At 60.0% G+C, this 18,832-nt stretch carries 23 protein-coding genes; 14 read left to right on the forward strand and 9 right to left on the reverse strand.

The genetic code is table 11. From position 1 onward, the window contains the following. The first annotated feature begins 45 nt into the window (after nt 1-45). Both KI617_RS03265 and KI617_RS03270 read left to right on the forward strand, forming a co-directional pair. Entirely contained in the window at nt 46-1,134 is a 1,089-nt protein-coding gene (locus KI617_RS03265) for a TRAP transporter substrate-binding protein (RefSeq protein WP_226450581.1), read from the forward strand. Between the two features lie 89 nt (nt 1,135-1,223). Then, a complete protein-coding gene (locus tag KI617_RS03270) occupies nt 1,224-2,123 on the forward strand; it encodes a dienelactone hydrolase family protein (protein ID WP_226450583.1) in 900 nt (299 codons plus the stop codon). Between the two features lie 50 nt (nt 2,124-2,173). Here KI617_RS03270 and KI617_RS03275 read toward each other — a convergent pair whose 3' ends face one another. The 3 genes from KI617_RS03275 to KI617_RS03285 form a co-directional block, all read right to left on the reverse strand. Continuing rightward, a complete protein-coding gene (locus KI617_RS03275) occupies nt 2,174-2,638 on the reverse strand; it encodes a Dps family protein (RefSeq protein WP_226450585.1) in 465 nt (154 codons plus the stop codon). Nucleotides 2,639-2,783: 145 nt separating this feature from the next. Continuing rightward, nucleotides 2,784-4,283 carry a TRAP transporter large permease gene (locus KI617_RS03280; protein WP_226450587.1) on the reverse strand — a complete coding sequence of 500 codons (1,500 nt, stop codon included), beginning with the start codon at nt 4,281-4,283 and terminating at the stop codon, nt 2,784-2,786. Further along, entirely contained in the window at nt 4,283-4,876 is a 594-nt protein-coding gene (locus tag KI617_RS03285) for a TRAP transporter small permease subunit (protein ID WP_226450589.1), read from the reverse strand. The genes KI617_RS03280 and KI617_RS03285 overlap by 1 nt, the downstream gene beginning before the upstream one ends. Nucleotides 4,877-4,942: 66 nt before the next feature. Here KI617_RS03285 and KI617_RS03290 point away from each other — a divergent pair, with 66 nt between their 5' ends. From KI617_RS03290 to ribD, 4 genes are all read left to right on the forward strand, one after another. Continuing rightward, nucleotides 4,943-5,635, forward strand: a complete 693-nt coding sequence (locus KI617_RS03290; protein ID WP_319004226.1) for a histidine phosphatase family protein — start codon at nt 4,943-4,945, stop codon at nt 5,633-5,635. A 39-nt stretch (nt 5,636-5,674) separates the two neighbouring features. Then, nucleotides 5,675-6,925: a serine hydroxymethyltransferase gene (gene glyA, locus KI617_RS03295; protein WP_226450593.1), complete on the forward strand. Its 1,251-nt coding sequence runs from the start codon at nt 5,675-5,677 to the stop codon at nt 6,923-6,925. A 63-nt stretch (nt 6,926-6,988) separates the two neighbouring features. After that, nucleotides 6,989-7,453 (forward strand): transcriptional regulator NrdR, encoded by a 465-nt coding sequence (gene nrdR / locus KI617_RS03300; protein WP_226450595.1) that lies wholly within the window; start codon nt 6,989-6,991, stop codon nt 7,451-7,453. Further along, nucleotides 7,450-8,538 (forward strand): bifunctional diaminohydroxyphosphoribosylaminopyrimidine deaminase/5-amino-6-(5-phosphoribosylamino)uracil reductase RibD, encoded by a 1,089-nt coding sequence (gene ribD, locus KI617_RS03305; protein WP_226450597.1) that lies wholly within the window; start codon nt 7,450-7,452, stop codon nt 8,536-8,538. The genes nrdR and ribD overlap by 4 nt, the downstream gene beginning before the upstream one ends. Here the strand turns inward: ribD and KI617_RS03310 are convergent. The 4 genes from KI617_RS03310 to KI617_RS03325 all read right to left on the reverse strand — a co-directional run bounded on the left by KI617_RS03310 (nt 8,453) and on the right by KI617_RS03325 (nt 12,611). Then, nucleotides 8,453-9,280 (reverse strand): HesA/MoeB/ThiF family protein, encoded by an 828-nt coding sequence (locus tag KI617_RS03310; protein WP_226450599.1) that lies wholly within the window; start codon nt 9,278-9,280, stop codon nt 8,453-8,455. The genes ribD and KI617_RS03310 overlap by 86 nt on opposite strands. Before the next feature lie 69 nt (nt 9,281-9,349). After that, a complete protein-coding gene (locus KI617_RS03315) occupies nt 9,350-9,751 on the reverse strand; it encodes a hypothetical protein (protein ID WP_226450601.1) in 402 nt (133 codons plus the stop codon). Nucleotides 9,752-9,771: 20 nt separating this feature from the next. Further along, complete coding sequence (locus KI617_RS03320; protein WP_226450603.1) at nt 9,772-11,187, reverse strand: S41 family peptidase; 1,416 nt, start codon at nt 11,185-11,187, stop codon at nt 9,772-9,774. Continuing rightward, nucleotides 11,184-12,611 carry a murein hydrolase activator EnvC family protein gene (locus KI617_RS03325; RefSeq protein WP_226450605.1) on the reverse strand — a complete coding sequence of 476 codons (1,428 nt, stop codon included), beginning with the start codon at nt 12,609-12,611 and terminating at the stop codon, nt 11,184-11,186. Before KI617_RS03325 ends, KI617_RS03320 begins: the two co-directional genes overlap by 4 nt. A gap of 76 nt (nt 12,612-12,687) precedes the next feature. Here KI617_RS03325 and KI617_RS03330 point away from each other — a divergent pair, with 76 nt between their 5' ends. Genes KI617_RS03330 through KI617_RS03355 form a run of 6 tightly spaced genes read left to right on the forward strand, consistent with a single transcriptional unit; the run spans nt 12,688 to nt 15,630 of the window. Then, complete coding sequence (locus tag KI617_RS03330) at nt 12,688-13,005, forward strand: ArsR/SmtB family transcription factor (RefSeq protein ID WP_049758447.1); 318 nt, start codon at nt 12,688-12,690, stop codon at nt 13,003-13,005. 3 nt (nt 13,006-13,008) lie between these two features. After that, entirely contained in the window at nt 13,009-13,434 is a 426-nt protein-coding gene (locus tag KI617_RS03335; RefSeq protein ID WP_226450607.1) for a rhodanese-like domain-containing protein, read from the forward strand. Then, entirely contained in the window at nt 13,431-13,691 is a 261-nt protein-coding gene (gene grxC, locus KI617_RS03340) for a glutaredoxin 3 (RefSeq protein WP_226450609.1), read from the forward strand. The genes KI617_RS03335 and grxC overlap by 4 nt, the downstream gene beginning before the upstream one ends. A gap of 31 nt (nt 13,692-13,722) precedes the next feature. Beyond that, nucleotides 13,723-14,193 (forward strand): protein-export chaperone SecB, encoded by a 471-nt coding sequence (secB, locus tag KI617_RS03345; protein ID WP_226450611.1) that lies wholly within the window; start codon nt 13,723-13,725, stop codon nt 14,191-14,193. A 1-nt stretch (nt 14,194) separates the two neighbouring features. Next, nucleotides 14,195-14,644, forward strand: coding sequence for an SH3 domain-containing protein (locus KI617_RS03350; RefSeq protein WP_226450612.1), 450 nt, complete (start codon nt 14,195-14,197; stop codon nt 14,642-14,644). After that, nucleotides 14,641-15,630, forward strand: coding sequence for an NAD(P)H-dependent glycerol-3-phosphate dehydrogenase (locus KI617_RS03355; protein ID WP_226450613.1), 990 nt, complete (start codon nt 14,641-14,643; stop codon nt 15,628-15,630). Before KI617_RS03350 ends, KI617_RS03355 begins: the two co-directional genes overlap by 4 nt. Here the strand turns inward: KI617_RS03355 and KI617_RS03360 are convergent. Then, the gene (locus KI617_RS03360; RefSeq protein WP_226450614.1) at nt 15,627-16,091 is read right to left on the reverse strand and encodes a tRNA (cytidine(34)-2'-O)-methyltransferase; all 465 of its coding nucleotides are present in this window, start codon (nt 16,089-16,091) and stop codon (nt 15,627-15,629) included. The genes KI617_RS03355 and KI617_RS03360 overlap by 4 nt on opposite strands. Nucleotides 16,092-16,141: 50 nt before the next feature. After that, nucleotides 16,142-16,858 (reverse strand): ComF family protein, encoded by a 717-nt coding sequence (locus KI617_RS03365; protein ID WP_226450615.1) that lies wholly within the window; start codon nt 16,856-16,858, stop codon nt 16,142-16,144. A gap of 83 nt (nt 16,859-16,941) precedes the next feature. Here KI617_RS03365 and bioB point away from each other — a divergent pair, with 83 nt between their 5' ends. Both bioB and KI617_RS03375 read left to right on the forward strand, forming a co-directional pair. After that, on the forward strand, nt 16,942-17,925 hold the full coding sequence (bioB, locus tag KI617_RS03370) for a biotin synthase BioB (RefSeq protein WP_226450616.1): 984 nt from the start codon (nt 16,942-16,944) through the stop codon (nt 17,923-17,925). Between the two features lie 11 nt (nt 17,926-17,936). Further along, the gene (locus KI617_RS03375) at nt 17,937-18,815 is read left to right on the forward strand and encodes a methyltransferase domain-containing protein (protein ID WP_226450617.1); all 879 of its coding nucleotides are present in this window, start codon (nt 17,937-17,939) and stop codon (nt 18,813-18,815) included. The last annotated feature ends 17 nt before the right edge of the window (nt 18,816-18,832 follow it).

Genomic DNA, 18,832 nt, shown 5'->3' on the forward strand with positions numbered 1-18,832 from the left:
ACCCCATCGCCATATTATGGCGACTCAATACTTAGAGGAGACAAAATGCAACGTCGTGATTTTCTGAAAAAGGCTTCCATCGGTGCCGTCGCCGGTGCCGCAGCGACCGTCGCCGCGCCGGCTGTCGCCCAGGCTCTGCCCAATATCAAGTGGCGCCTGACCTCCAGCTTCCCGAAGAGCCTGGACACCATTTACGGTGGTGCCGAAGTGCTGGCCAATCGCCTGCGTGCGATGACCGGCGGCAAGTTCGACATCCGCGTCTTCCCGGGCGGCGAGATCGTTCCCGGCCTGCAGGCGCTGGACGCCGTGCAGCAGGGTACCGTCGAGTGCTGCCACACCTGTTCGTACTACTACGTCGGCAAGGACAAGACCTTCGGCTTCGGCACCTCGGTTCCGTTCGGCATGACGGCTCGCCAGATGAACGCCTGGATCTACTACGGCGGCGGTCAGAAGTTGCTCGACGAGTTCTACAGCAACTACAACGTCCTGTCTTTTGCCGGCGGCAACACCGGCACCCAGATGGGCGGTTGGTGGCGCAAGGAAGTCAAGACCGTGGCTGACCTCAAGGGTATCAAGATGCGTATCGCCGGTCTCGGCGGCACCGTCTTCTCGGCGCTTGGCGTCGTGCCGCAGCAAATCGCCGGTGGCGACATCTACCCGGCGCTGGAAAAAGGCACCATCGATGCGGCCGAGTGGGTGGGCCCGTACGATGACGAAAAGCTCGGCTTCTACAAGGTTGCCAAGAATTATTACTACCCGGGTTGGTGGGAACCGGGCCCGACCATCCACTTCTTCGTCAACAAGGCCGAGTGGGCCAAGCTGCCGAAGGAATATCAGGAAGCTTTCCAGGCTGCCGCCTTCGAAGCCAACGTGACGATGATGGCCGAATACGACCACAAGAACCCCGCCGCACTGGCCAAGCTGATGCAGGCCGGCGTCAAGGTCAAGGAGTTTTCTTCGGAAATTCTCAAAGCCACCTACAAGGCGGCAACCGACATGTATGTCGACGAAGCCGGCAAGAACCCGGCCTTCAAGAAGATCTACGTCGAGTACGACAAATACCGTCGAACCCAGTCGGCCTGGTTCAGTCTGGCCGAACGACGGATGGATGGATTCTTGCAGACCGGTAAATAACGGGCCGCTGCTTAGCCTGATCTGATAAAGCCCGCGAACTTTGCGGGCTTTGTCGTTTCTAACTCCCTTCTTTCCTGAAGGAGATTCCAATGCTTGCGAAATCGATAATTCGAGCACTGGGTGTTCTCGGTCTGGGTTTTTCTTTATCTGCCCTGGCGCAGTACGATGTGCCTTCCTTCAAGGCTGACTCGGCAAAGCTTTCCGACCTGTCGTTTGCCAGTGAACCTAAAGAGCTCGGCTTGTTTTCAACAATCCACAACGGTCTGTTCAAACCGGTGGGCATGAAAGATGGGGTTCGCTACCCAGGCCTGGTTCTACTGCATAACTGCGGCGGCATCATGCCTCGGCAAATGCGCCAGTGGATCGAGGCCGGCACTCAGGAAGGCTACGTTGTCCTGCTGATCGATGGCATGCGCGGGAACAAGAGCAATTGCTTTCCGCCAACGCCGATTTCGGTAGGTCGGCGCATCAAGGATGCCTTTGATGCACTGGCCCACCTGTCGGCTTTGCCCTTTGTTGACCCGAAACGAATCTTTGCAGCGGGTTATTCCCAAGGGGGATTCACGGCATCGCAGGTCAGCAGTCGCGAGGTGGCCGAGGCATTCGTGCCGGCCGGGGCGCCCCGCTTTGCCGGAACAGTCGCGTTTTACAGCACCTGCCGTTGGCCTGCTGGAAAAATTCCGCGAGTCAATGTCGATATCCCCATCGTGCGGCCGGATATCGATCGTCCGCATTTGATGCTGATGGGGGCGCTCGACAATGAAACACCCAGCGAGTGGTGTGACGCTGTCCTGCCCGCCATGAAGGCCGCGGGTGTCCCGATCTCTACACACGTCTATGCCGACATCGGTCACTGCTGGGATTGCATCGATATCGATGGTTTCAGCAAGACGGACTTCAAGGGTGATCGCATCAGCTATCGTTACGATGCCAAATTGACAGAAGATTCACGGCGCCGGATGTTCGAGTTTTTCAGCAGTATTCGCTAGACGTAAAAAAGCCCCGCCGATTCGGGCGGGGCATCTTGGTATGCCGGTGCTCAGTTTTCCAGCAGGCTGCGCAACATCCAGGCATTTTTCTCGTGAATCTGCATGCGCTGGGTCAGCAGATCGGCGGTCGGTTCGTCGCCGGCTTTGTCAACAATCGCGAAAATGCCGCGGGCCGTCTTGGTGACGGCTTCCTGGCCGGCGACCAGTTGCTTGATCATGTCCTCGGCGCTGACCTTGCCTTCGCTTTCCTTGATCACCGTGAGCTTGGCGAACTCGCTGTAGGTGCCGGGGGCGGCAACGCCCAGGGCGCGGATGCGCTCGGCGATCAGGTCCAGGGCATTCCACAGTTCGGTGTACTGGTCCATGAACATCACGTGCAAGGTGTTGAACATCGGGCCGGTGACGTTCCAGTGGAAATTGTGCGTTTTCAGGTAAAGGGTGAACGAGTCGGCCAGCAGGTGGGAGAGTCCTTCGGCGATCTTTTCGCGATCTTTCTTGGTGATTCCGATGTCCATGATGTCCTCCTGAAAGTGGGTGGTTTTTACACGCTTAATGATGCGCCAAGCCGGGCTTGCTTGCCAATTGATTACGCTAATTCAGGCGATAGGGGCAACAAAAAGGCGAGGCCGCAGCCTCGCCTTCATCGGGAGCGCGACTCCCTTACTTGTCGTTGCTTTGCAGGCTCTTCAGCAACTCTGCCGAGCCCTTGTCTTCTTCAGCGCCATCCTTCTGCGCATCCGGTTCCTCTTCGCTCGGTTTCATCAGCGAGTCGAGGTCGACCGCAGCCGGCGCCTTGCCTTCCTTCTCCAGGCGCTGCTGTTCCTTCTGCGCCTCGTCGCCGTAGCTGACGATGTTCGGGAAGATGATGATCAGCGCGACCATGATGATCTGGATACAGACGAAGGGAATGGCACCCCAGTAAATATCCGTCGTCTTCACCGAGCTGGGCGCGACCGAGCGCAGGTAGAACAGCGCAAAGCCGAAGGGCGGGTGCATGAACGAGGTCTGCATGTTGACCGCGAGCAGCACGCCGAACCAGACCAGATCGATGCCCAGCTTGTCCGCCACTGGTGCGAGCAGCGGCACGATGATGAAGGACAGTTCGAAGAAGTCGAGGAAGAAGGCCAGCACGAAAACCAGGATGTTGACCACGATCAGGAAGCCGACCTGGCCGCCGGGCAGGCCGAGCAGGAGGTGCTCGACCCACAGGTCGCCATTGACGCCACGGAAGACCAGGCCGAACACAGTCGAGCCGACCAGAATGAAGACCACGAAGGACGACAGCTTGCCGGTGGTTTCCATGGCCTGCTTGAGCAGCTTCATGGTGATCCGCTTGCGGGCCAGGGCGAGGATCAGTGCGCCGGCTGCACCCATGGCGCCGCCTTCGGTCGGCGTTGCAATGCCGAGGAAGATGGTGCCGAGAACGAGGAAGATCAGGACCAGCGGCGGCACCAGCGTGGTCAGCACGCGCAGCATCAGCTTGAGGCCGCGCAGCGAGCGGGCTTCCGGCGGCAGGGCCGGGCAGGCGTTGGGCTTGAGGACGCTCAGGATGGCCACGTAGCCGACATACAGCGTGGTCAGCACCAGGCCCGGAACCATGGCGCCTTCGTACATGTCGCCAACCGACTTGCCGAGCTGGTCGGCCATGATGATCAGTACCAGCGACGGCGGGATAATCTGGGCCAGCGTGCCGGAGGCGGCGATGACACCCGAGGCGAGCCGCTTGTCGTAGCCGTAGCGCAGCATGATGGGCAGCGAGATCAGACCCATCGAGATCACCGAGGCAGCCACCACGCCGGTCGTTGCCGCGAGGAGCGCGCCAACGAAGATCACCGCGTAGGCGAGGCCGCCGCGCATCGGGCCAAACAGCTGGCCGATGGTGTCGAGCAAGTCCTCGGCCATGCCGGATCGTTCAAGTATCAGCCCCATGAAGGTGAAGAAGGGAATGGCCAGCAGCGTGTCGTTGGCCATGATGCCGAAGATGCGCTCGGGTAGTGCCTGGAACAGCGCCGGGGTCAGCAGGCCGAGTTCGATGCCGATCAGGCCGAAAACGATGCCGTTGGCCGCCAGGGCAAAGGCGACCGGGTAGCCGAAGAGCAGGAACAGGACGAGGGCACCGAACATCAGCGGTGCCATATTGGCAATCATGAACTCCGCCATTATTTGGCCTCCTGTGCTTTGGCGGCGGCAATCGCTGCAGCCAGTTCTTCTTCGGCCGTCGGGCCTTTCTTCTTGTCGTTCGGGTCGTCAATCATTCCGGCCAGGAAGGCGAAGCGCTTGAACAGTTCCGAAACACCTTGCAGGGCGAGCAGCGTGAAGGCGATCGGCAGCAGGATCTTGACCGGCCAGCGGAGCAGGCCGCCGGCATTGGCTGACATCTCGTTGATCTTGATCGACTCGGCGATCAGCGGCAGCGATAGCCAGAGAACCAGAATGACCATGGGCAACAGGAAGAACAGGGTGCCGATGATGTCGATCACGGCGAGGCCGCGCGGCGACAGCTTGCCGGACAGTACGTCGATCCGGACATGTTCGTTGCGTTGCAGCGTATAAGGGGAGCACAGCAGAAATACGGCGGCAAACAGATACCACTGAATTTCCAGCAGGCCATTTGAACTATAGTCAAACACGAAGCGCACAACGGCATTGGCAGAGCTGACGATAGTCATCAGCAATACCAGCCAGAATGCGCCCTTGGCAACACGCTCGTTGAGCCAGTCGATCAGCTGCGAGAGCTTGAGCAGAAGGGTCACGAAAAGTCCTCCTCGATTGATAAAATTCCCGACTTCTGATGTGGCCGGGGTTAATTGAAAATCCTAGTGCGCCCAATTTACAGCGAAGGTCATAGTTCGAAAATGGTGGAAATCCCTACAAGCCAGCCAACGCGCATCTGCCTGGTGCGCCATGGCGAAACAGAGTGGAACGCGGAGCGGCGCATCCAGGGCCAGATCGACATCGGTCTTAACGACACCGGCAAGCGCCAGGCCGTTGCCGCCGGTCGCTGGCTCAGATCTGCCGGTATTGTCGCGCTCTACAGCAGCGATCTCAAGCGGGCATGGACCACGGCACAATCGATTGGTACCGAACTCGGCCTGGCGCCGACGCCCGTGCCCGAGATGCGCGAACGCCGCTATGGCGTGTTCGAAGGGCTGACCTACGACGAAGCGAAGGCGAATCACCCGGATGGCTACGCTGCCTTCGAGGGGCGCAACGCCGAGTACGATTTCGAGAACGGCGAGAGCCTGCGTGCCATGTTCGATCGCGTTACCGGCAAGCTCAAGGAACTGGCGGCGCGGCACGCCGGGGAAACCATCGCCATTGTGTTGCACGGTGGCGTACTAGACATCATCAACCGCTTCGTGCGTGGCAACTCGCTCGAAACACCGCGCGATTTCCTGATTCCCAACGCCGGTATCAACTGGATAGCCACGGTCGACGGCCAGTGGACCCTCAAAACCTGGGGTGAAACCGATCATCTGGAACCCGGCGCCCTTGATGAGCTTCCGGCGTGATAAAATTCCACCCCTTTTCAATGGCTTGAGGCTATCCCCATGTTTTCCGCGAAAGACACCCTGGCAAAAGTTGACCCCGAACTCTGGAAGGCGATCGAAGCCGAAAACCAGCGTCAGGAAGACCACATCGAACTGATCGCGTCCGAAAACTACGTGAGCAAGGCCGTCATGGAAGCCCAGGGCTCCCAGCTCACCAACAAGTACGCCGAAGGTTACCCGGGCAAGCGCTACTACGGCGGCTGCGAATTCGTCGACATCGCCGAGCAGATCGCCATCGATCGCCTGAAGAAGCTGTTTGGCGCCGAAGCTGCCAACGTTCAGCCGAACTCCGGTTCGCAGGCCAATCAGGCCGTGCTCATGGCTTTTGCCAAGCCGGGTGACACCATCATGGGCATGAGCCTGGCCGAAGGCGGCCATCTGACCCACGGCATGGCGCTCAACATGTCCGGAAAGTGGTTCAACGTCGTTTCCTACGGCCTGAACGAGAAGGAAGAGATCGACTATCCGCGCATGGAAGCGCTGGCTCGCGAGCATAAGCCGAAGATCATCGTCGCTGGTGCCTCGGCCTACGCCCTGCGTATCGACTGGGAACGCTTCGCCAAGATTGCCAAGGAAGTCGGCGCCATTTTCTGGGTCGACATGGCCCACTACGCCGGCCTGATCGCCGCAGGTTTCTACCCGAACCCGGTGCCCTTCGCCGATGTCGTGACCTCGACCACGCACAAGACCCTGCGCGGCCCGCGCGGCGGCGTCATCCTGATGAAGGCCGAGCACGAAAAGGCCCTCAATTCCGCCATCTTCCCCGGCCTGCAAGGCGGCCCGCTCGAGCATGTCATCGCCGCCAAGGCTGTTGCCTTCAAGGAAGCCGCGACGCCGGAATTCAAGAACTACCAGGAACAGGTCATCAACAACGCCCGCGTCATGGCCCGCGTACTCGGCGAAGAACGCGGCCTGCGCGTGGTTTCCGGCCGCACCGAGAGCCACGTCTTCCTGCTCGACCTGCGCGCCAAGAACATCACTGGCAAGGAAGCCGAGGCAGCACTGGGTCGTGCCCACATCACGGTCAACAAGAATGGCATTCCGAACGATCCGCAGAAGCCCTTCGTCACTTCCGGCATCCGTATCGGTTCGCCGGCCATGACGACCCGCGGTTTCACCGAGATCGAAGCCGAGACGATTGCCCACCTGATCGCCGATGTGCTCGACGCACCGAACGACGAAGCTGTCGCCGCGACGGTGCGCGATAAGGTTTCGGCCCTGTGCAAGAAGTTCCCGGTCTATGGCGCCTGACTTGGTTATTAGTCGCTAGTCAGTAGTTGGCTAGCGACTAACAACCAGCGACTAATAGCTAACATGAAATGTCCTTTCTGCGGTGCCGAGGATACGGCGGTTGCCGATACCCGTCTGAACGATGACGCCGATGTCGTTCGGCGCCGCCGGAAGTGCAATGCCTGCGACAAGCGTTTCACAACCTACGAGCGGGCTGAAATCCAGCTGCCGCAAGTGGTCAAGAAAAATGGCCTGCGTACCGAGTTCAGTCGCGGCAAGCTGCGCGCCAGTCTGGAGCTGGCCCTGCGCAAGCGTCCGGTGTCCATCGAGTCGGTCGATGCTGCTGTCGCCGATATCGAGGAAAGATTGCTGGCCGCCGGTGAGCGCGAAGTGAGCACGCAGCAACTCGGCGAGCTGGTCATGCGCGAGCTGAAGAAGCTCGACAAGGTGGCGTATATCCGCTTCGCCTCGGTTTACCGTAATTTCGAAGACGTGGATGCCTTCTCCAAGGCCATCCGCGAAGTTTCCCCCGCCGCCAAGAAAAAATGAGCTTTACCGCCGTCGATCACGGCATGATGGCGCGCGCCCTGCGGTTGGCCGAGCGTGGGCTATGGACCACATCGCCGAATCCCCGTGTTGGTTGTGTGCTGCTCCGCGCAGGTGAAGTCGTTGGCGAAGGCTGGCACGAGAAGGCCGGCGAACCGCATGCCGAAGTTCATGCGCTGCGCGCTGCCGGCGAAAAAGCCAAGGGTGCCACGGCGTATGTGACGCTGGAGCCGTGCAGCCATCATGGTCGCACGCCGCCTTGCGCCGAGGCGCTGATCGCCGCTGGCGTTTCCCGGGTCGTGGCGGCAATGACCGATCCCAATCCGCTGGTTTCCGGCAAAGGCCTGGCCTTGCTGCAGGCCGCCGGTATCGAAACAGCCAGTGGCTTGCTCGAAAGCGAAGCGCGTGAACTGAATATCGGTTTCGTTTCACGAATGACCCGTGGCCGCCCGTGGCTGCGCCTGAAAGTCGCGGCCAGTCTGGACGGCAAGACGGCCTTGAATAATGGGGTCAGCCAGTGGATTACCGGCCCCGATGCCCGGCGCGATGGCCATGCCTGGCGGGCTCGCGCCTGTGCGATCCTGACGGGGATTGGCACCGTGCGTGATGATGATCCGCAACTGTCGGTACGCGATGTGGCGACGATCCGGCAACCGCAGCGAGTGGTTGTCGATAGCAAGTTTGAGACGCCGCTCGGCGCGAAGATTCTTCAGGGCGGGCCGGTGCTGATTGCCGGGGCGGTGGCCAATGCTGAAAGAATTGCAGCATTGCGCTCGGCCGGCGCGGAGGTGCTGATTCTGCCCAATCCATCGGGCAAGGTGGATTTGCAGGCGCTGCTAGAAATGCTGGCGCAGCGCGGCATCAATGAAGTGCATGCCGAAGCCGGCTTCAAGCTGAATGGCTCTCTGTTGCGCGAAAATCTGGTCGATGAACTACTGCTTTACTTGGCGCCCTGCCTGATTGGCCATGAAGCGAGTGGCCTGTTCAATCTGCCGGCGCTGACTACCCTAGACGACAAGCGCTGCTTGCAGATTCGCGATCTTCGCCAGGTTGGTGCAGATATTCGCCTGATCGCACGTTTCCGCTAGGTCCGCAAACTGCGCAGTCGCTGTCTTTCTTGAAACGGACGCTGCGCCATTCCATGCTCAGCGCATCCAGCAGGAGCAGCCGCCCCGTCAGCGCTTCACCAATCCCCGCCGCCAGTTTCAGCGCCTCGGCTGCCTGCATGGTACCGATGATGCCGGTCAGCGGGGCGAAAACGCCCATTACCGCACAGCGCACTTCCTCGACATCCTCCCCTTCCGGAAACAGGCAGTGGTAGCACGGCGAATCATCCCGGCGCAGGTCGTAGACGCTGATCTGGCCATCGAAACGGACGGCAGCACCGGATACCAGCGGCTTTCTATGATGAACGCAGGCGCGATTGATGGCGTGACGCGTTGCAAAATTGTCGGTGCAGTCGAGCACGATATCGGCGCTGCTCACCAGTGCGTCAAGCGCAGCACCGGAAAGACGTTGCTGGAGCGGGACGATTTCTATCTCGGGGTTGATGGCGCTTAGCGCCTGCCTGCCGGATTCCGCCTTGGGCAAACCAACGCGAGCCTGCGTGTGCAGGATTTGCCGCTGCAGGTTGGTGAAATCAACGGTGTCGTCATCGACGAGGGTGATTTTGCCTATCCCCGCCGAGGCGAGATAAAGCGCAGCGGGAGAACCCAGGCCGCCGGCGCCGATGACCAGCGCATGTGATCCGAGAATTCGCGCCTGGCCTTCGATGCCCAGGGCGTCCAGCAGAATATGCCGGCTATAGCGGAGAAGCTGGTCGTCAGTCATTGTGTCGCTGGTAATTTGTCGCTAGTCAGCACGATCTGTTGCTAACAACTACATGCTATCGACTAATGACTATTTATATTCCCGCCACTCCGGCGGTGTGTCGTCGTGGTCGCCATGCGGGTGCTGCTCCCAGGCTTGCACATAGGCTTCCTGGGCCGAGCGTTTCAGTCGCCTTTCGGGCGCGCCGAGGTTGTGCAGCTGGGTGTCTTCGACGTAATAGATCAGCGCCCGGGTCAGCTTGGTCATCAAGGTGTTGTCGAGGTGATAACCCTTGTCGACCAGATGTTCGTCGAGTTCGCGTAGCGTGTGATCCTGCAGGTCATAGCTGACGCCCAGCGAACGCTTTTCGTATTTCGGCTGGATGTCGACGGCATCCAGCCGCTGCAGGTCATCGGCTGCTTCCGGCACCTGGCCGGGCGGGAACTTGGAGAACTGAATCTCCCGTTTTTTCTTGAGGTCTGTGCCGGCCATCATCCCTCCTGTTCAGTAAGCTATTGGGTTTTATTCTGCATGATCTGCAGACCCTTGAGCAGGTTTATCGCCTGCTGGAACTGGTAGTCGCTCTTGCTGGCATATTCCAGTCGTTGCGGCAGTTCGTCCTCCGCCTCTTCCTTGCCATTCTTGTCCTTGCCGGATTTGGCCGGTGTCTTGGCTTGCGGCTTGGTATCGGCCTTGGGAGCTTCCTTGTCGCGGTCGTTGCTCAGATGGCGGTCAAGATCGGCCTCGCGCAGGCGCATTGACGCCGCGGCGTTGCCGTTCAGGCTTTCCTCGACGACGATGTCCGGCGTGATGCCCTTGGCCTGGATCGAGCGACCTTCCGGTGTGTAGTAGCGGGCCGTGGTCAGCTTGATTGCGGTGTTACCAGGCAGGGGCAGTACGGATTGCACGGAGCCTTTGCCGAAGGTCTGGGTGCCGACGATGACGGCACGTTTGTGATCCTGCAGTGCGCCGGCGACGATTTCGGATGCCGAGGCCGAGCCACCATTGACCAGCACGACCATCGGCACCTTCTTGGCTTCAATCGGCATGGCTTTCAGCGGGTCTTCCTTGGTGCCGCGCAGGTAATCCTGAGTGCGGGCCCTGAATTCCTGCTTGGCATCCTCGGTGCGGCCGTCGGTCGAAACTACCTTGACGTCGGGCGGCAGGAAGGCGGCGGAAACGCCGATGGCGCCATTGAGCAGGCCGCCCGGATCGTTACGCAGGTCGAGGACCAGGCCTTGCAGCTTGTTGCCATCCTTGTAGAGGCCAGTCACGTGCTTGGCCAGTTCGGCGATGGTGTTTTCCTGGAACTGGGTGATTCGAACCCAGCCATAACCTGGTTCGATCAGTTTGGATTTGACACTCTGGACCTTGATTACTTCGCGGACCAGGGTCAGTTCGATCGGTTTTGTTTCACCCTTGCGGATGATCGACAGCTTGATCGGCGTCTTCGGCTTGCCGCGCATTTTCTTGACGGCTTCGGATAGCGTCAGGCCCTTGACCATCGTGTCATCGAGCTTGAAGATCAGATCGCCTGATTTGACGCCAGCGCGATAGGCTGGCGTGTCCTCGATGGGCGAAACGACCTTGACCAGGCCGTCTTCCATGCCGACTTCAATGCCCAAGCCGCCAAATTCGCCCTGTGTGCCGACCTGCAGATCCTTGAAGGCATCGACATCAAGATAGGCCGAGTGTGGATCAAGGTTGGCCAGCATGCCGGAGATGGCATTGGTGATCATTTTCTTGTCTTCGACCGGCTCGACATAGCCCTGTTTGATGGCGCTATAGACCTCTGCGAAGGTGCGCAGCTCCTCGATCGGCAGTCCGGGCTTCGCTTCCTTGTCGGCGAGTGCCGGGAAGTTCAGGCTGATCAGTGCGCCGGCGACGAATGCGCCTACGGTCAAGCTAATGGTTTTCGTTTTGCTCATTTCAAGCTGGCCCATTTCATCGGGTCGATCGGTTGCCCTTGGTGGCGGAGTTCAAAGTATAAACCGGATTCCGGATTGCCCCCGCTGTTGCCGACAGTGGCGACCGTTTCTCCACCTTTCACGGCCTGGCCGACCTGTTTCAGCAGCGAATCGTTGTTGCCGTAGATCGACAGGTAGGCATCGCCGTGGTCGACGATCAGTAAATTGCCGAAGCCGCGCATCCACTCCGAGAAGACGACGCGACCGCCGGCAATGGCCTTGACCTCGCTGCCCGAGCCAGCCTTGATGAACAGGCCGCGCCAGGTGCCGCCGCCATCACGCGGCGAGCCAAAGCGTCCGGAAACCGAACCGCGTACCGGTAGCCGCAGGCTGCCTCGCTGACGGGCGAAACTGCCGTCGCTGGCCGCCGGTTCGTAACGGTTCTCGGCTTCGACCTGGCGCGGCCGGGATGGTTCGGTCGTGGGTGCTGGGCGGGCGATTTCCCTTTCTTCCGTCTGGGGATGGCGTTTGTCCTTTTCCCGCTCCCTCTCACGCTCTTTCTGTCGTGCAGCGGCCTGGCGTGCTTCCGCGGCGCGCGCAGCTTCGGCCGCCCTGGCTGCCTGCGCCGCTTGGGCGGCGAGGATTTTCGACAGCCGGTCAATCAGCTGGGTCATCCGTCGTTCGTTTTGCTGCAGATTGCCGATTTCCTTGCGCTGTGCGCTGACCTTGCTGGAAATCTGGGCGTACAGCTCTTTGCGGTCTTCGCGCTGTTTTTGCAGATCGGCATGGCGCTTCTGCTGCTCCACCTCGATTTCGGCCAGCTCGGCGCTGCGTTCCTTGGCATCAGCCGCCAGCGACTTCTTTTTGTCGAGCGTGGCGTTGATTTCACCCATCAGTTCGGCGCGGGTCAGGGCGATGGCGGACAGATAGTGCAGATCACGCGCCATCTGGTTGGGGTCGTCGCCGTTGAGTATCAACTGCAGTGAGTCCGGGGTGCCGCGCAGATATTGCTTGTAGAGCAGCTTTTCCAGTTGCGCCTGTTGCTGCCCCAGTGTGACACCCAGTTCCTGCGATTGCTGTTCAAGATTTTTGAGCCTTGATTGCAGTCGGCTACGCTGGTCGTTCAACTCGTGCAGTTCGCGTTGCAAGCGGGATATTTGACGTTCGGACTCACGCAGGCGGTCGCCGGCATCGGCTTTGCTCTCTTCGCTGGTCGACAGTTCCTTGCGTAAACCCTCGATACGGCTGCGCAATTCGCCAAGGTCGGCCTGTTTTTCGGCAATTTCCGGGGCCGCGACGGCAGGGGCGGATTTTTTTTCGCTCGATGATGGTTTGGCCTCGACCAGCGGCGCGCCAAGGAAAACGGCGGCAATCAGTGCCGCCGTCAGCCTTTTGTCAGGGCGCCGAGGGCTTCGCTCGGGGCTGCGGTGTGGTCCAGGAATCATCGCGGGTTGATTTCGGTTAAGCGAAATGCAAACCGCTATTTTATAATGCGCCATTAACCGATAACGAGGTTTTATCTTGGAAACGCCTTCCTTCAGTTTGATCGACAAGCAGGAGCACATCGAGCTTGCCGCCCGTGCGCTGAAATCCATCGCGCATCCATTGCGCCTGAAAATCCTTTGTGTCTTGGGCGAGCAGGAAGCCTGTGTTCAGGAAATCGTCGATGCGGTTGGAACCTCGCAGAGCAATATTTCCCAGCATCTGGCCATCCTGCGCGAAAAAGGGGTGCTGGTCACCCGCAAGGATGCGAACCGTGTTTTTTATCGGGTGGGCGATCAGCGCACCCTGCAACTGGTCAGTATGATGCGTGAAGTTTTTTGCGGTACGGGAGCCTGATTGATGCCGATGGAATTTTTCAACCAGAACATTTTGCTGGTTTCTCTGGTGGTCGTTAGTGGTATTTCTTTGCTCTGGCCGATGTTTGCTCGTCCCTCCGGCAACAGTGTCAGCCCGGCTGAGGCAACGCAGCTGATCAATCGCGAGGATGCTCATATCGTTGATGTTCGCGAAGCTGACGAATATGTTGCCGGGCATCTGCCTGATGCAAAAAACATCCCGGTGGCCAAGCTGGCCGACCGTGTGGGCGAACTCGAGAAGTTCAAGGACAAGCCGATTATCATCTGTTGCGCGACCGGCATGCGTTCGAACAAGGCATGTTCAGAACTCAAGAAGCACGGCTTCGAAAAGCTGCACAATCTGGCTGGCGGTGTCGATGCTTGGGTTGGCGCTGGCTATCCGATCAAGAAGGGCAGCAAGAACAAATGAGCGCGCCGGTGTTGATGTATACGACGGCGGTCTGTCCATACTGTATTCGGGCCAAGCAACTTCTGTCGGCACGAGGCGTGACCCAAATCGAGGAAGTCCGGGTTGATCTCGATCCCGAGCGCCGCGATGAAATGATGCTGAAAACCAAGCGGCGTACTGTGCCGCAGATCTTCATTGGCGATACCCATGTGGGTGGCTGTGACGATCTATATGCTCTCGATGCAGCGGGCCAGTTGAAGCCCCTGCTCGAAGGCTGAACCGAACCGATTTAATCTCTGAAAGAAAATCATGGAACAAAACGAACAGCCCGTCTTTGGTATTGAAAAACTCTACGTCAAGGATCTGTCGGTCGAAGTGCCGAACGCGCCGGAAATTTTCCTTGAGCGCGAGCAGCCGCAGGTTGAAATTCAGCTCAATACGGGTGGCCGTGCTGTTGGCGATGGTGTTTACGAAGTCCTGCTGACCGTGACGGTGACCGCCAAGATGCCTGAAAAGACGGTGTTCCTGGTTGAAGTCGGCCAAGCCGGCATCTTCCGTATCCAGAATGTGCCGGAAGAGCAAATGGAGCCGCTGATCGCCGTGGCCTGCCCGAACATTCTGTTCCCTTACGCTCGCGAAGCGGTTTCCGATGCAATCAGCCGTGCCGGCTTCCAGCCGATCGTGTTGCAGCCGGTCAATTTCGAAGGCATGTACATGCAGCGCCTGCAGCAGCAACAGGAAGAGCTGGCCGGCGCTCCGGCTGAAGTGCCAATTCAGTAAGATGACGACCATGTGGCGTCGCGTGCTTGTCGCCCTGTCGCTGGTCGGCGCTGCTGGTGCAGCGCTGGCCATCGACTATCGTTCGATCAGTGTGCCGGCGGCAATTCTCTACGACGCGCCGTCGCAGCAAGGCAAGAAGCTTTATTTGATCAAGGCACAGACGCCCATTGAGGTGGTTGTCCGGCTCGATGGCTGGTTCAAGGTTCGTGATGCCGAGGGCACGCTGGCCTGGGTCGAGTCGCGTCATGTCAGCGAACGTCGGATGCTGGTGGTGACTGCACCTCAAGCCGAAATCAGGCTGGCAGACAAGCCCGAGGCATCGGTGCTGGCCGAACTCGACAAGTGGGTTGCCGTCGAGTTTATCGAGCCTGCTTCGCCGGGCTGGGCCAAGGTTCGCCATCGCGATGGCGCAACGGGCTATGTCCGCTCGACGCAGGTTTGGGGTCTATGAAGATAACGCTGCTTGGCGCTGGCGCCTGGGGAACGGCGCTGTCCATCGCCTTCTCCGGCAAGCATGATCTGACGCTGTGGTCCCGCGAAGCGGATGTCGCCGACGATCTGCTCAAGACTCGCGAAAACCGTCGCTTCTTTCCTGGCTACAAATTGCCGGAGTCAGTCGCGGTGTCGACCGATTTTGAGGCTGCAGTTGCCGATGCCGAGTTGCTCGTCGTCGCCACACCGATTGCCGGCCTGCGGCCGACTGTCGAGCGCTTGAAGGCGCTTGGTTGCAAGCTTCCCGTGCTTTGGGTATGCAAGGGCTTCGAAGCCGGGAGCGGCAAGTTGCCGCATCAGGTGGTTGCCGAGGTTCTCGGCAAGGAGGCGCTGTGCGGCGCTCTTTCCGGGCCGAGCTTTGCGGAAGAAGTGGCCGCAGGGCAGCCGACAGCTGTTTCTCTGGCTGCAAACGAGCCAGCTTTCGCCCGTGAGGCGGCACGCCAACTGCACTCGACACGCCTGCGCATTTACGCCAACGACGATCTGGTTGGCGTCGAGGTGGGGGGCGCGGTCAAGAACGTACTGGCCATCGCCACTGGTGTTTGCGACGGACTTGGCCTCGGCCTGAATTCCCGTGCCGCACTGATGACCCGTGGCCTGGCGGAAATCGCCCGCCTCGGGCTGGCTTTGGGTGCCGAACGCCAGACCTTCATGGGGCTGGCTGGCATGGGTGACCTGATCCTGACCTGTACTGGCGACCTGTCGCGTAACCGTCGGGTTGGTCTGGCACTGGCCCAGGACAAGTCGTTGCCACAGATACTCGAAGAACTCGGGCACGTCGCTGAAGGCGTCTATACGGCCCGCGAAGTTGATCGGCTGGCGGCCAAGCTCGGCGTCGAGATGCCGATCAGTGCTGCTGTTGCGGCCGTCCTGGATGGCCGTCTGACCGCGGCTCAGGCGGTCGAGCAGTTGATGGCCCGCGACCCCAAGGAAGAGTTGGCTTAGACCGAGCCCGGGAAGCCGGTCTGGCGCCAGGCTTCAAAAATAGTCACCGCAGCGGCATTCGAGAGGTTGAGGCTGCGTTGTTCGGGCAGCATCGGCAGTCGCAGGCATCGTTCCGGGCTGAATTCAGCCCGGATTTCCGGTGGCAAACCACTGGTTTCGCAGCCAAAGACAAAAACGTCATTTGCCTCTAGCGCCGTCGTGAACGGGCTGGCTGTTCCCTTGGTGGTCATCGCAAAAAGCCGCCGACCGGCCAGCGTAGCCTTGCAGGCCGCCCAGTCGGCGTGGCGCACGACGCGGGCGTATTCGTGATAGTCCAGCCCGGCCCGGCGCAGATGCTTGTCGCTGAGATCAAATCCCAGCGGTTCGACCAAGTGCAGTTCGGCGCCGGTATTGGCGCACATGCGGATGATGTTGCCCGTATTGGGCGGAATTTCCGGATGGCAGAGAACGACGGCAAACACGCGGCTGGTTTCCAGGGGCAAGTGGCAAAGGGGCGGATTAAAGCACGGAATCAGTGCCTGAGCGCACGGGCAATCACGGCGACAGTGACCGATGCCGCGCCATGCAATTTCAGGATGCGGGAACATTCATTGACCGTGGCGCCGGTAGTCATGACGTCGTCGATCAGAAGCAGGCGACGGCCGGTGAGATCGGCGCGACATTCGAAAGCGCCGCGCACATTCTTCTTGCGTTCCTTGTGCGGCAGATCAGCCTGCGGAAGCGTTGGGCGCGTGCGCAAGACGTTGGCGTGATCGACCGGGATATTGAGGCTGTTGCCAAGCGCTCGCGCAATCTCGGCCGATTGGTTGAAGCCGCGCTCTATCAGTCGTTGTGGGTGCAGGGGGAGGGGAATGATCAGGTCGACCTCGCCTGTCGCAATGCGCTTGGCCAGCAGTTGTCCACACCAGCCTGCGACCGCCAGTTGGTGGCCATACTTCAGGGCGTGAACGATGCGGTCAAGCGGGAAGTCGTAGTGAAACAGGGCGATGGTTCGCTCGAAATAAGGCGGGTCTTTCAGGCAGGCTCCGCAGCGCTCGCCGTGCGTAGTCTGGTCGGCACAGAGCGGACAGAGGTGGGGCGGTAGGCTGGGCAGATCGGCGCTGCATTCCGGGCAGAGCAATTCGCCCTGGCTGTCCGCGCCACAAAGCAGGCAACTGCCGGGCAATAGCGCATTGCCGAGTTTTTGGGCCAGCGCCTTGATTCCGCCGGGGTGGGGTAAAATTGACATCGAGCCGGAGCGTCCGTGATAATTCATAATTACCGATGCGCTTCGCATCTGATTTTTATAGTATTTCTTACGCAAGGCCTCTCATGCAAGCTAGCTCCCTCGCCGCCGTTTCCTCTGCTTCCCCGTCCGTTCCTAGCCGTCGCTGGACGGTCGAGGAAGTGCTTGGTCTTTACGACATGCCTCTGATGGATTTGATCTGGCGTGCCCAAGGCGTGCACCGCGAATATTTCGACCCGAACGCCATTCAACGCTCGACGCTGTTGTCCGTCAAGACCGGCGGCTGTTCCGAGGATTGCAGCTACTGCTCGCAATCGGCCCGCTACGATACCGATACCGAACGTGAGCGCCTGATGCCGCTCGATCAGGTCATTGCAGCGGCCAAGGCCGCCAAGGACAAGGGCGCCTCCCGTTTCTGCATGGGCGCCGCCTGGAAGGGGCCGAAAGACAACGACCTCGACCGCGTGCTCGACATGGTGCGCGAAGTGAAGGCGCTCGGCATGCAAACTTGCGTGACGCTGGGCATGCTGAAGGATGGCCAGGCCGAAAAGCTGAAGGAAGCCGGTCTCGATTATTACAACCACAATCTCGATACCGACAAGGAATTCTACGGTCAGGTCATCAAGAGCCACACGCATGACGATCGTCTCGATACGCTGGATCAGGTGCGCGATGCCGGTATCAACGTTTGCTCGGGCGGCATCATCGGCATGGGCGAATCGCGCAAGAACCGCGCCGCACTGATCGTGCAACTGGCCAACCTGCCGAAGCAGCCGGAATCTGTGCCGATCAACAATCTGGTGCCGATCCCCGGGACGCCGCTGGCCGACAATCCGCGTCTCGACCCGTTCGAGTTCGTCCGGACCATCGCCGCTGCCCGCATCACCATGCCGACTTCCTGGGTTCGCCTGTCGGCCGGCCGTCAGGAAATGAGTGACGAACTGCAGGCCATGTGCTTCCTGGCCGGTGCCAACTCGATGTTCTACGGCGACTTTCTGCTGACGACCGGCAATCCGGATATCGAGCGCGATGATGCGCTGTTTGCCCGCCTGGGCATCAAGGCAATTTGAGTTCGGCAAATTTGAATTCAGGTTTCGTCGACCGGCAGCAAGTCGGTCGGCGCTTCTCCCGCGTTGCTGCGACTTACGGCGAAGGCGATTTTTTCGTCCGTGAAGTCGATCGCCGGATGCAGGAACGGCTTGATTACGTCAATCTGCAACCCAAGCGGATTCTCGATCTTGGTTGCAGCCGCGGTGGCAGTTTTTCCGGTCTGGCGGCTCGCTATCCCGCTGCTGATTTGATCGGGCTGGATATTTCGCCGGCCATGCTCGCGGCCGGGCGTACGCCGCGGGCCAACTGGCAGCGCTGGCTGGGCATCGGCAGAAATGGCGATCCTTTGCGTCTGGCGGCCGATGCGGCCAATTTGCCTCTGGCCAGCCGGTCCGCCGCCATGGTCTGGTCCAACCTGTTGCTGCACTGGCTGGATGATCCGATTCCAGCGCTGGCCGAGGCGCATCGCGTCCTTGAGGTCGGCGGCCTGCTGATGCTCTCCACGCTTGGGCCGGATACCCTGAGGGAGTTACGCGCTGCTTTTGCCGATGGCTATGCCCATACCCAGCGTTTTGCCGACATGCACGATCTTGGCGACATGCTGGTTGGCTGCGGTTTTGCCGATCCGGTCATGGACATGGAGGTCATCACGCTGACTTATGATGATTTTGATGCGATGTTGGCCGATCTGCGTGCCGCCGGCTCGGCCTGCGCCATGAAGGCACGGCGCCATGGCCTGACCGGTCGGAACGCATGGGAAACCGCCCGAGCTGCCTACGAAGGCATGCGCCGGGAAGGCCGTTTGCCGGCGACCTTCGAGGTGATCTACGGGCACGCCTGGAAGGCGGCGCCCAAGCAAACACCGGATGGGCGGGCGATCGTTCGTTTCGACTTGCCGCGCAAGGGCTAGGCGGGCTGCTGTGCCGA

Origin of the sequence: Ferribacterium limneticum, from assembly GCF_020510625.1 — a bacterium.
Taxonomy (GTDB): domain Bacteria; phylum Pseudomonadota; class Gammaproteobacteria; order Burkholderiales; family Rhodocyclaceae; genus Azonexus; species Azonexus limneticus_A.

What these genes read in the sequence shown, in the direction of transcription:
- KI617_RS03265 (WP_226450581.1), top strand. Translation starts at nt 46, where the DNA reads ATGCAACGTCGTGATTTTCTGAAAAAGGCTTCCATCGGTGCCGTCGCC.
- KI617_RS03335 (WP_226450607.1), top strand. Translation starts at nt 13,009, where the DNA reads ATGCCGATGGAATTTTTCAACCAGAACATTTTGCTGGTTTCTCTGGTG.
- KI617_RS03365 (WP_226450615.1), bottom strand. Translation starts at nt 16,858, where the DNA reads ATGTCAATTTTACCCCACCCCGGCGGAATCAAGGCGCTGGCCCAAAAA.
- KI617_RS03320 (WP_226450603.1), bottom strand. Translation starts at nt 11,187, where the DNA reads ATGAGCAAAACGAAAACCATTAGCTTGACCGTAGGCGCATTCGTCGCC.
- KI617_RS03310 (WP_226450599.1), bottom strand. Translation starts at nt 9,280, where the DNA reads ATGACTGACGACCAGCTTCTCCGCTATAGCCGGCATATTCTGCTGGAC.
- glyA (WP_226450593.1), top strand. Translation starts at nt 5,675, where the DNA reads ATGTTTTCCGCGAAAGACACCCTGGCAAAAGTTGACCCCGAACTCTGG.
- KI617_RS03325 (WP_226450605.1), bottom strand. Translation starts at nt 12,611, where the DNA reads ATGATTCCTGGACCACACCGCAGCCCCGAGCGAAGCCCTCGGCGCCCT.
- KI617_RS03355 (WP_226450613.1), top strand. Translation starts at nt 14,641, where the DNA reads ATGAAGATAACGCTGCTTGGCGCTGGCGCCTGGGGAACGGCGCTGTCC.
- KI617_RS03280 (WP_226450587.1), bottom strand. Translation starts at nt 4,283, where the DNA reads ATGGCGGAGTTCATGATTGCCAATATGGCACCGCTGATGTTCGGTGCC.
- KI617_RS03270 (WP_226450583.1), top strand. Translation starts at nt 1,224, where the DNA reads ATGCTTGCGAAATCGATAATTCGAGCACTGGGTGTTCTCGGTCTGGGT.
- grxC (WP_226450609.1), top strand. Translation starts at nt 13,431, where the DNA reads ATGAGCGCGCCGGTGTTGATGTATACGACGGCGGTCTGTCCATACTGT.
- ribD (WP_226450597.1), top strand. Translation starts at nt 7,450, where the DNA reads ATGAGCTTTACCGCCGTCGATCACGGCATGATGGCGCGCGCCCTGCGG.
- secB (WP_226450611.1), top strand. Translation starts at nt 13,723, where the DNA reads ATGGAACAAAACGAACAGCCCGTCTTTGGTATTGAAAAACTCTACGTC.
- KI617_RS03315 (WP_226450601.1), bottom strand. Translation starts at nt 9,751, where the DNA reads ATGGCCGGCACAGACCTCAAGAAAAAACGGGAGATTCAGTTCTCCAAG.
- KI617_RS03350 (WP_226450612.1), top strand. Translation starts at nt 14,195, where the DNA reads ATGACGACCATGTGGCGTCGCGTGCTTGTCGCCCTGTCGCTGGTCGGC.
- KI617_RS03275 (WP_226450585.1), bottom strand. Translation starts at nt 2,638, where the DNA reads ATGGACATCGGAATCACCAAGAAAGATCGCGAAAAGATCGCCGAAGGA.
- bioB (WP_226450616.1), top strand. Translation starts at nt 16,942, where the DNA reads ATGCAAGCTAGCTCCCTCGCCGCCGTTTCCTCTGCTTCCCCGTCCGTT.
- nrdR (WP_226450595.1), top strand. Translation starts at nt 6,989, where the DNA reads ATGAAATGTCCTTTCTGCGGTGCCGAGGATACGGCGGTTGCCGATACC.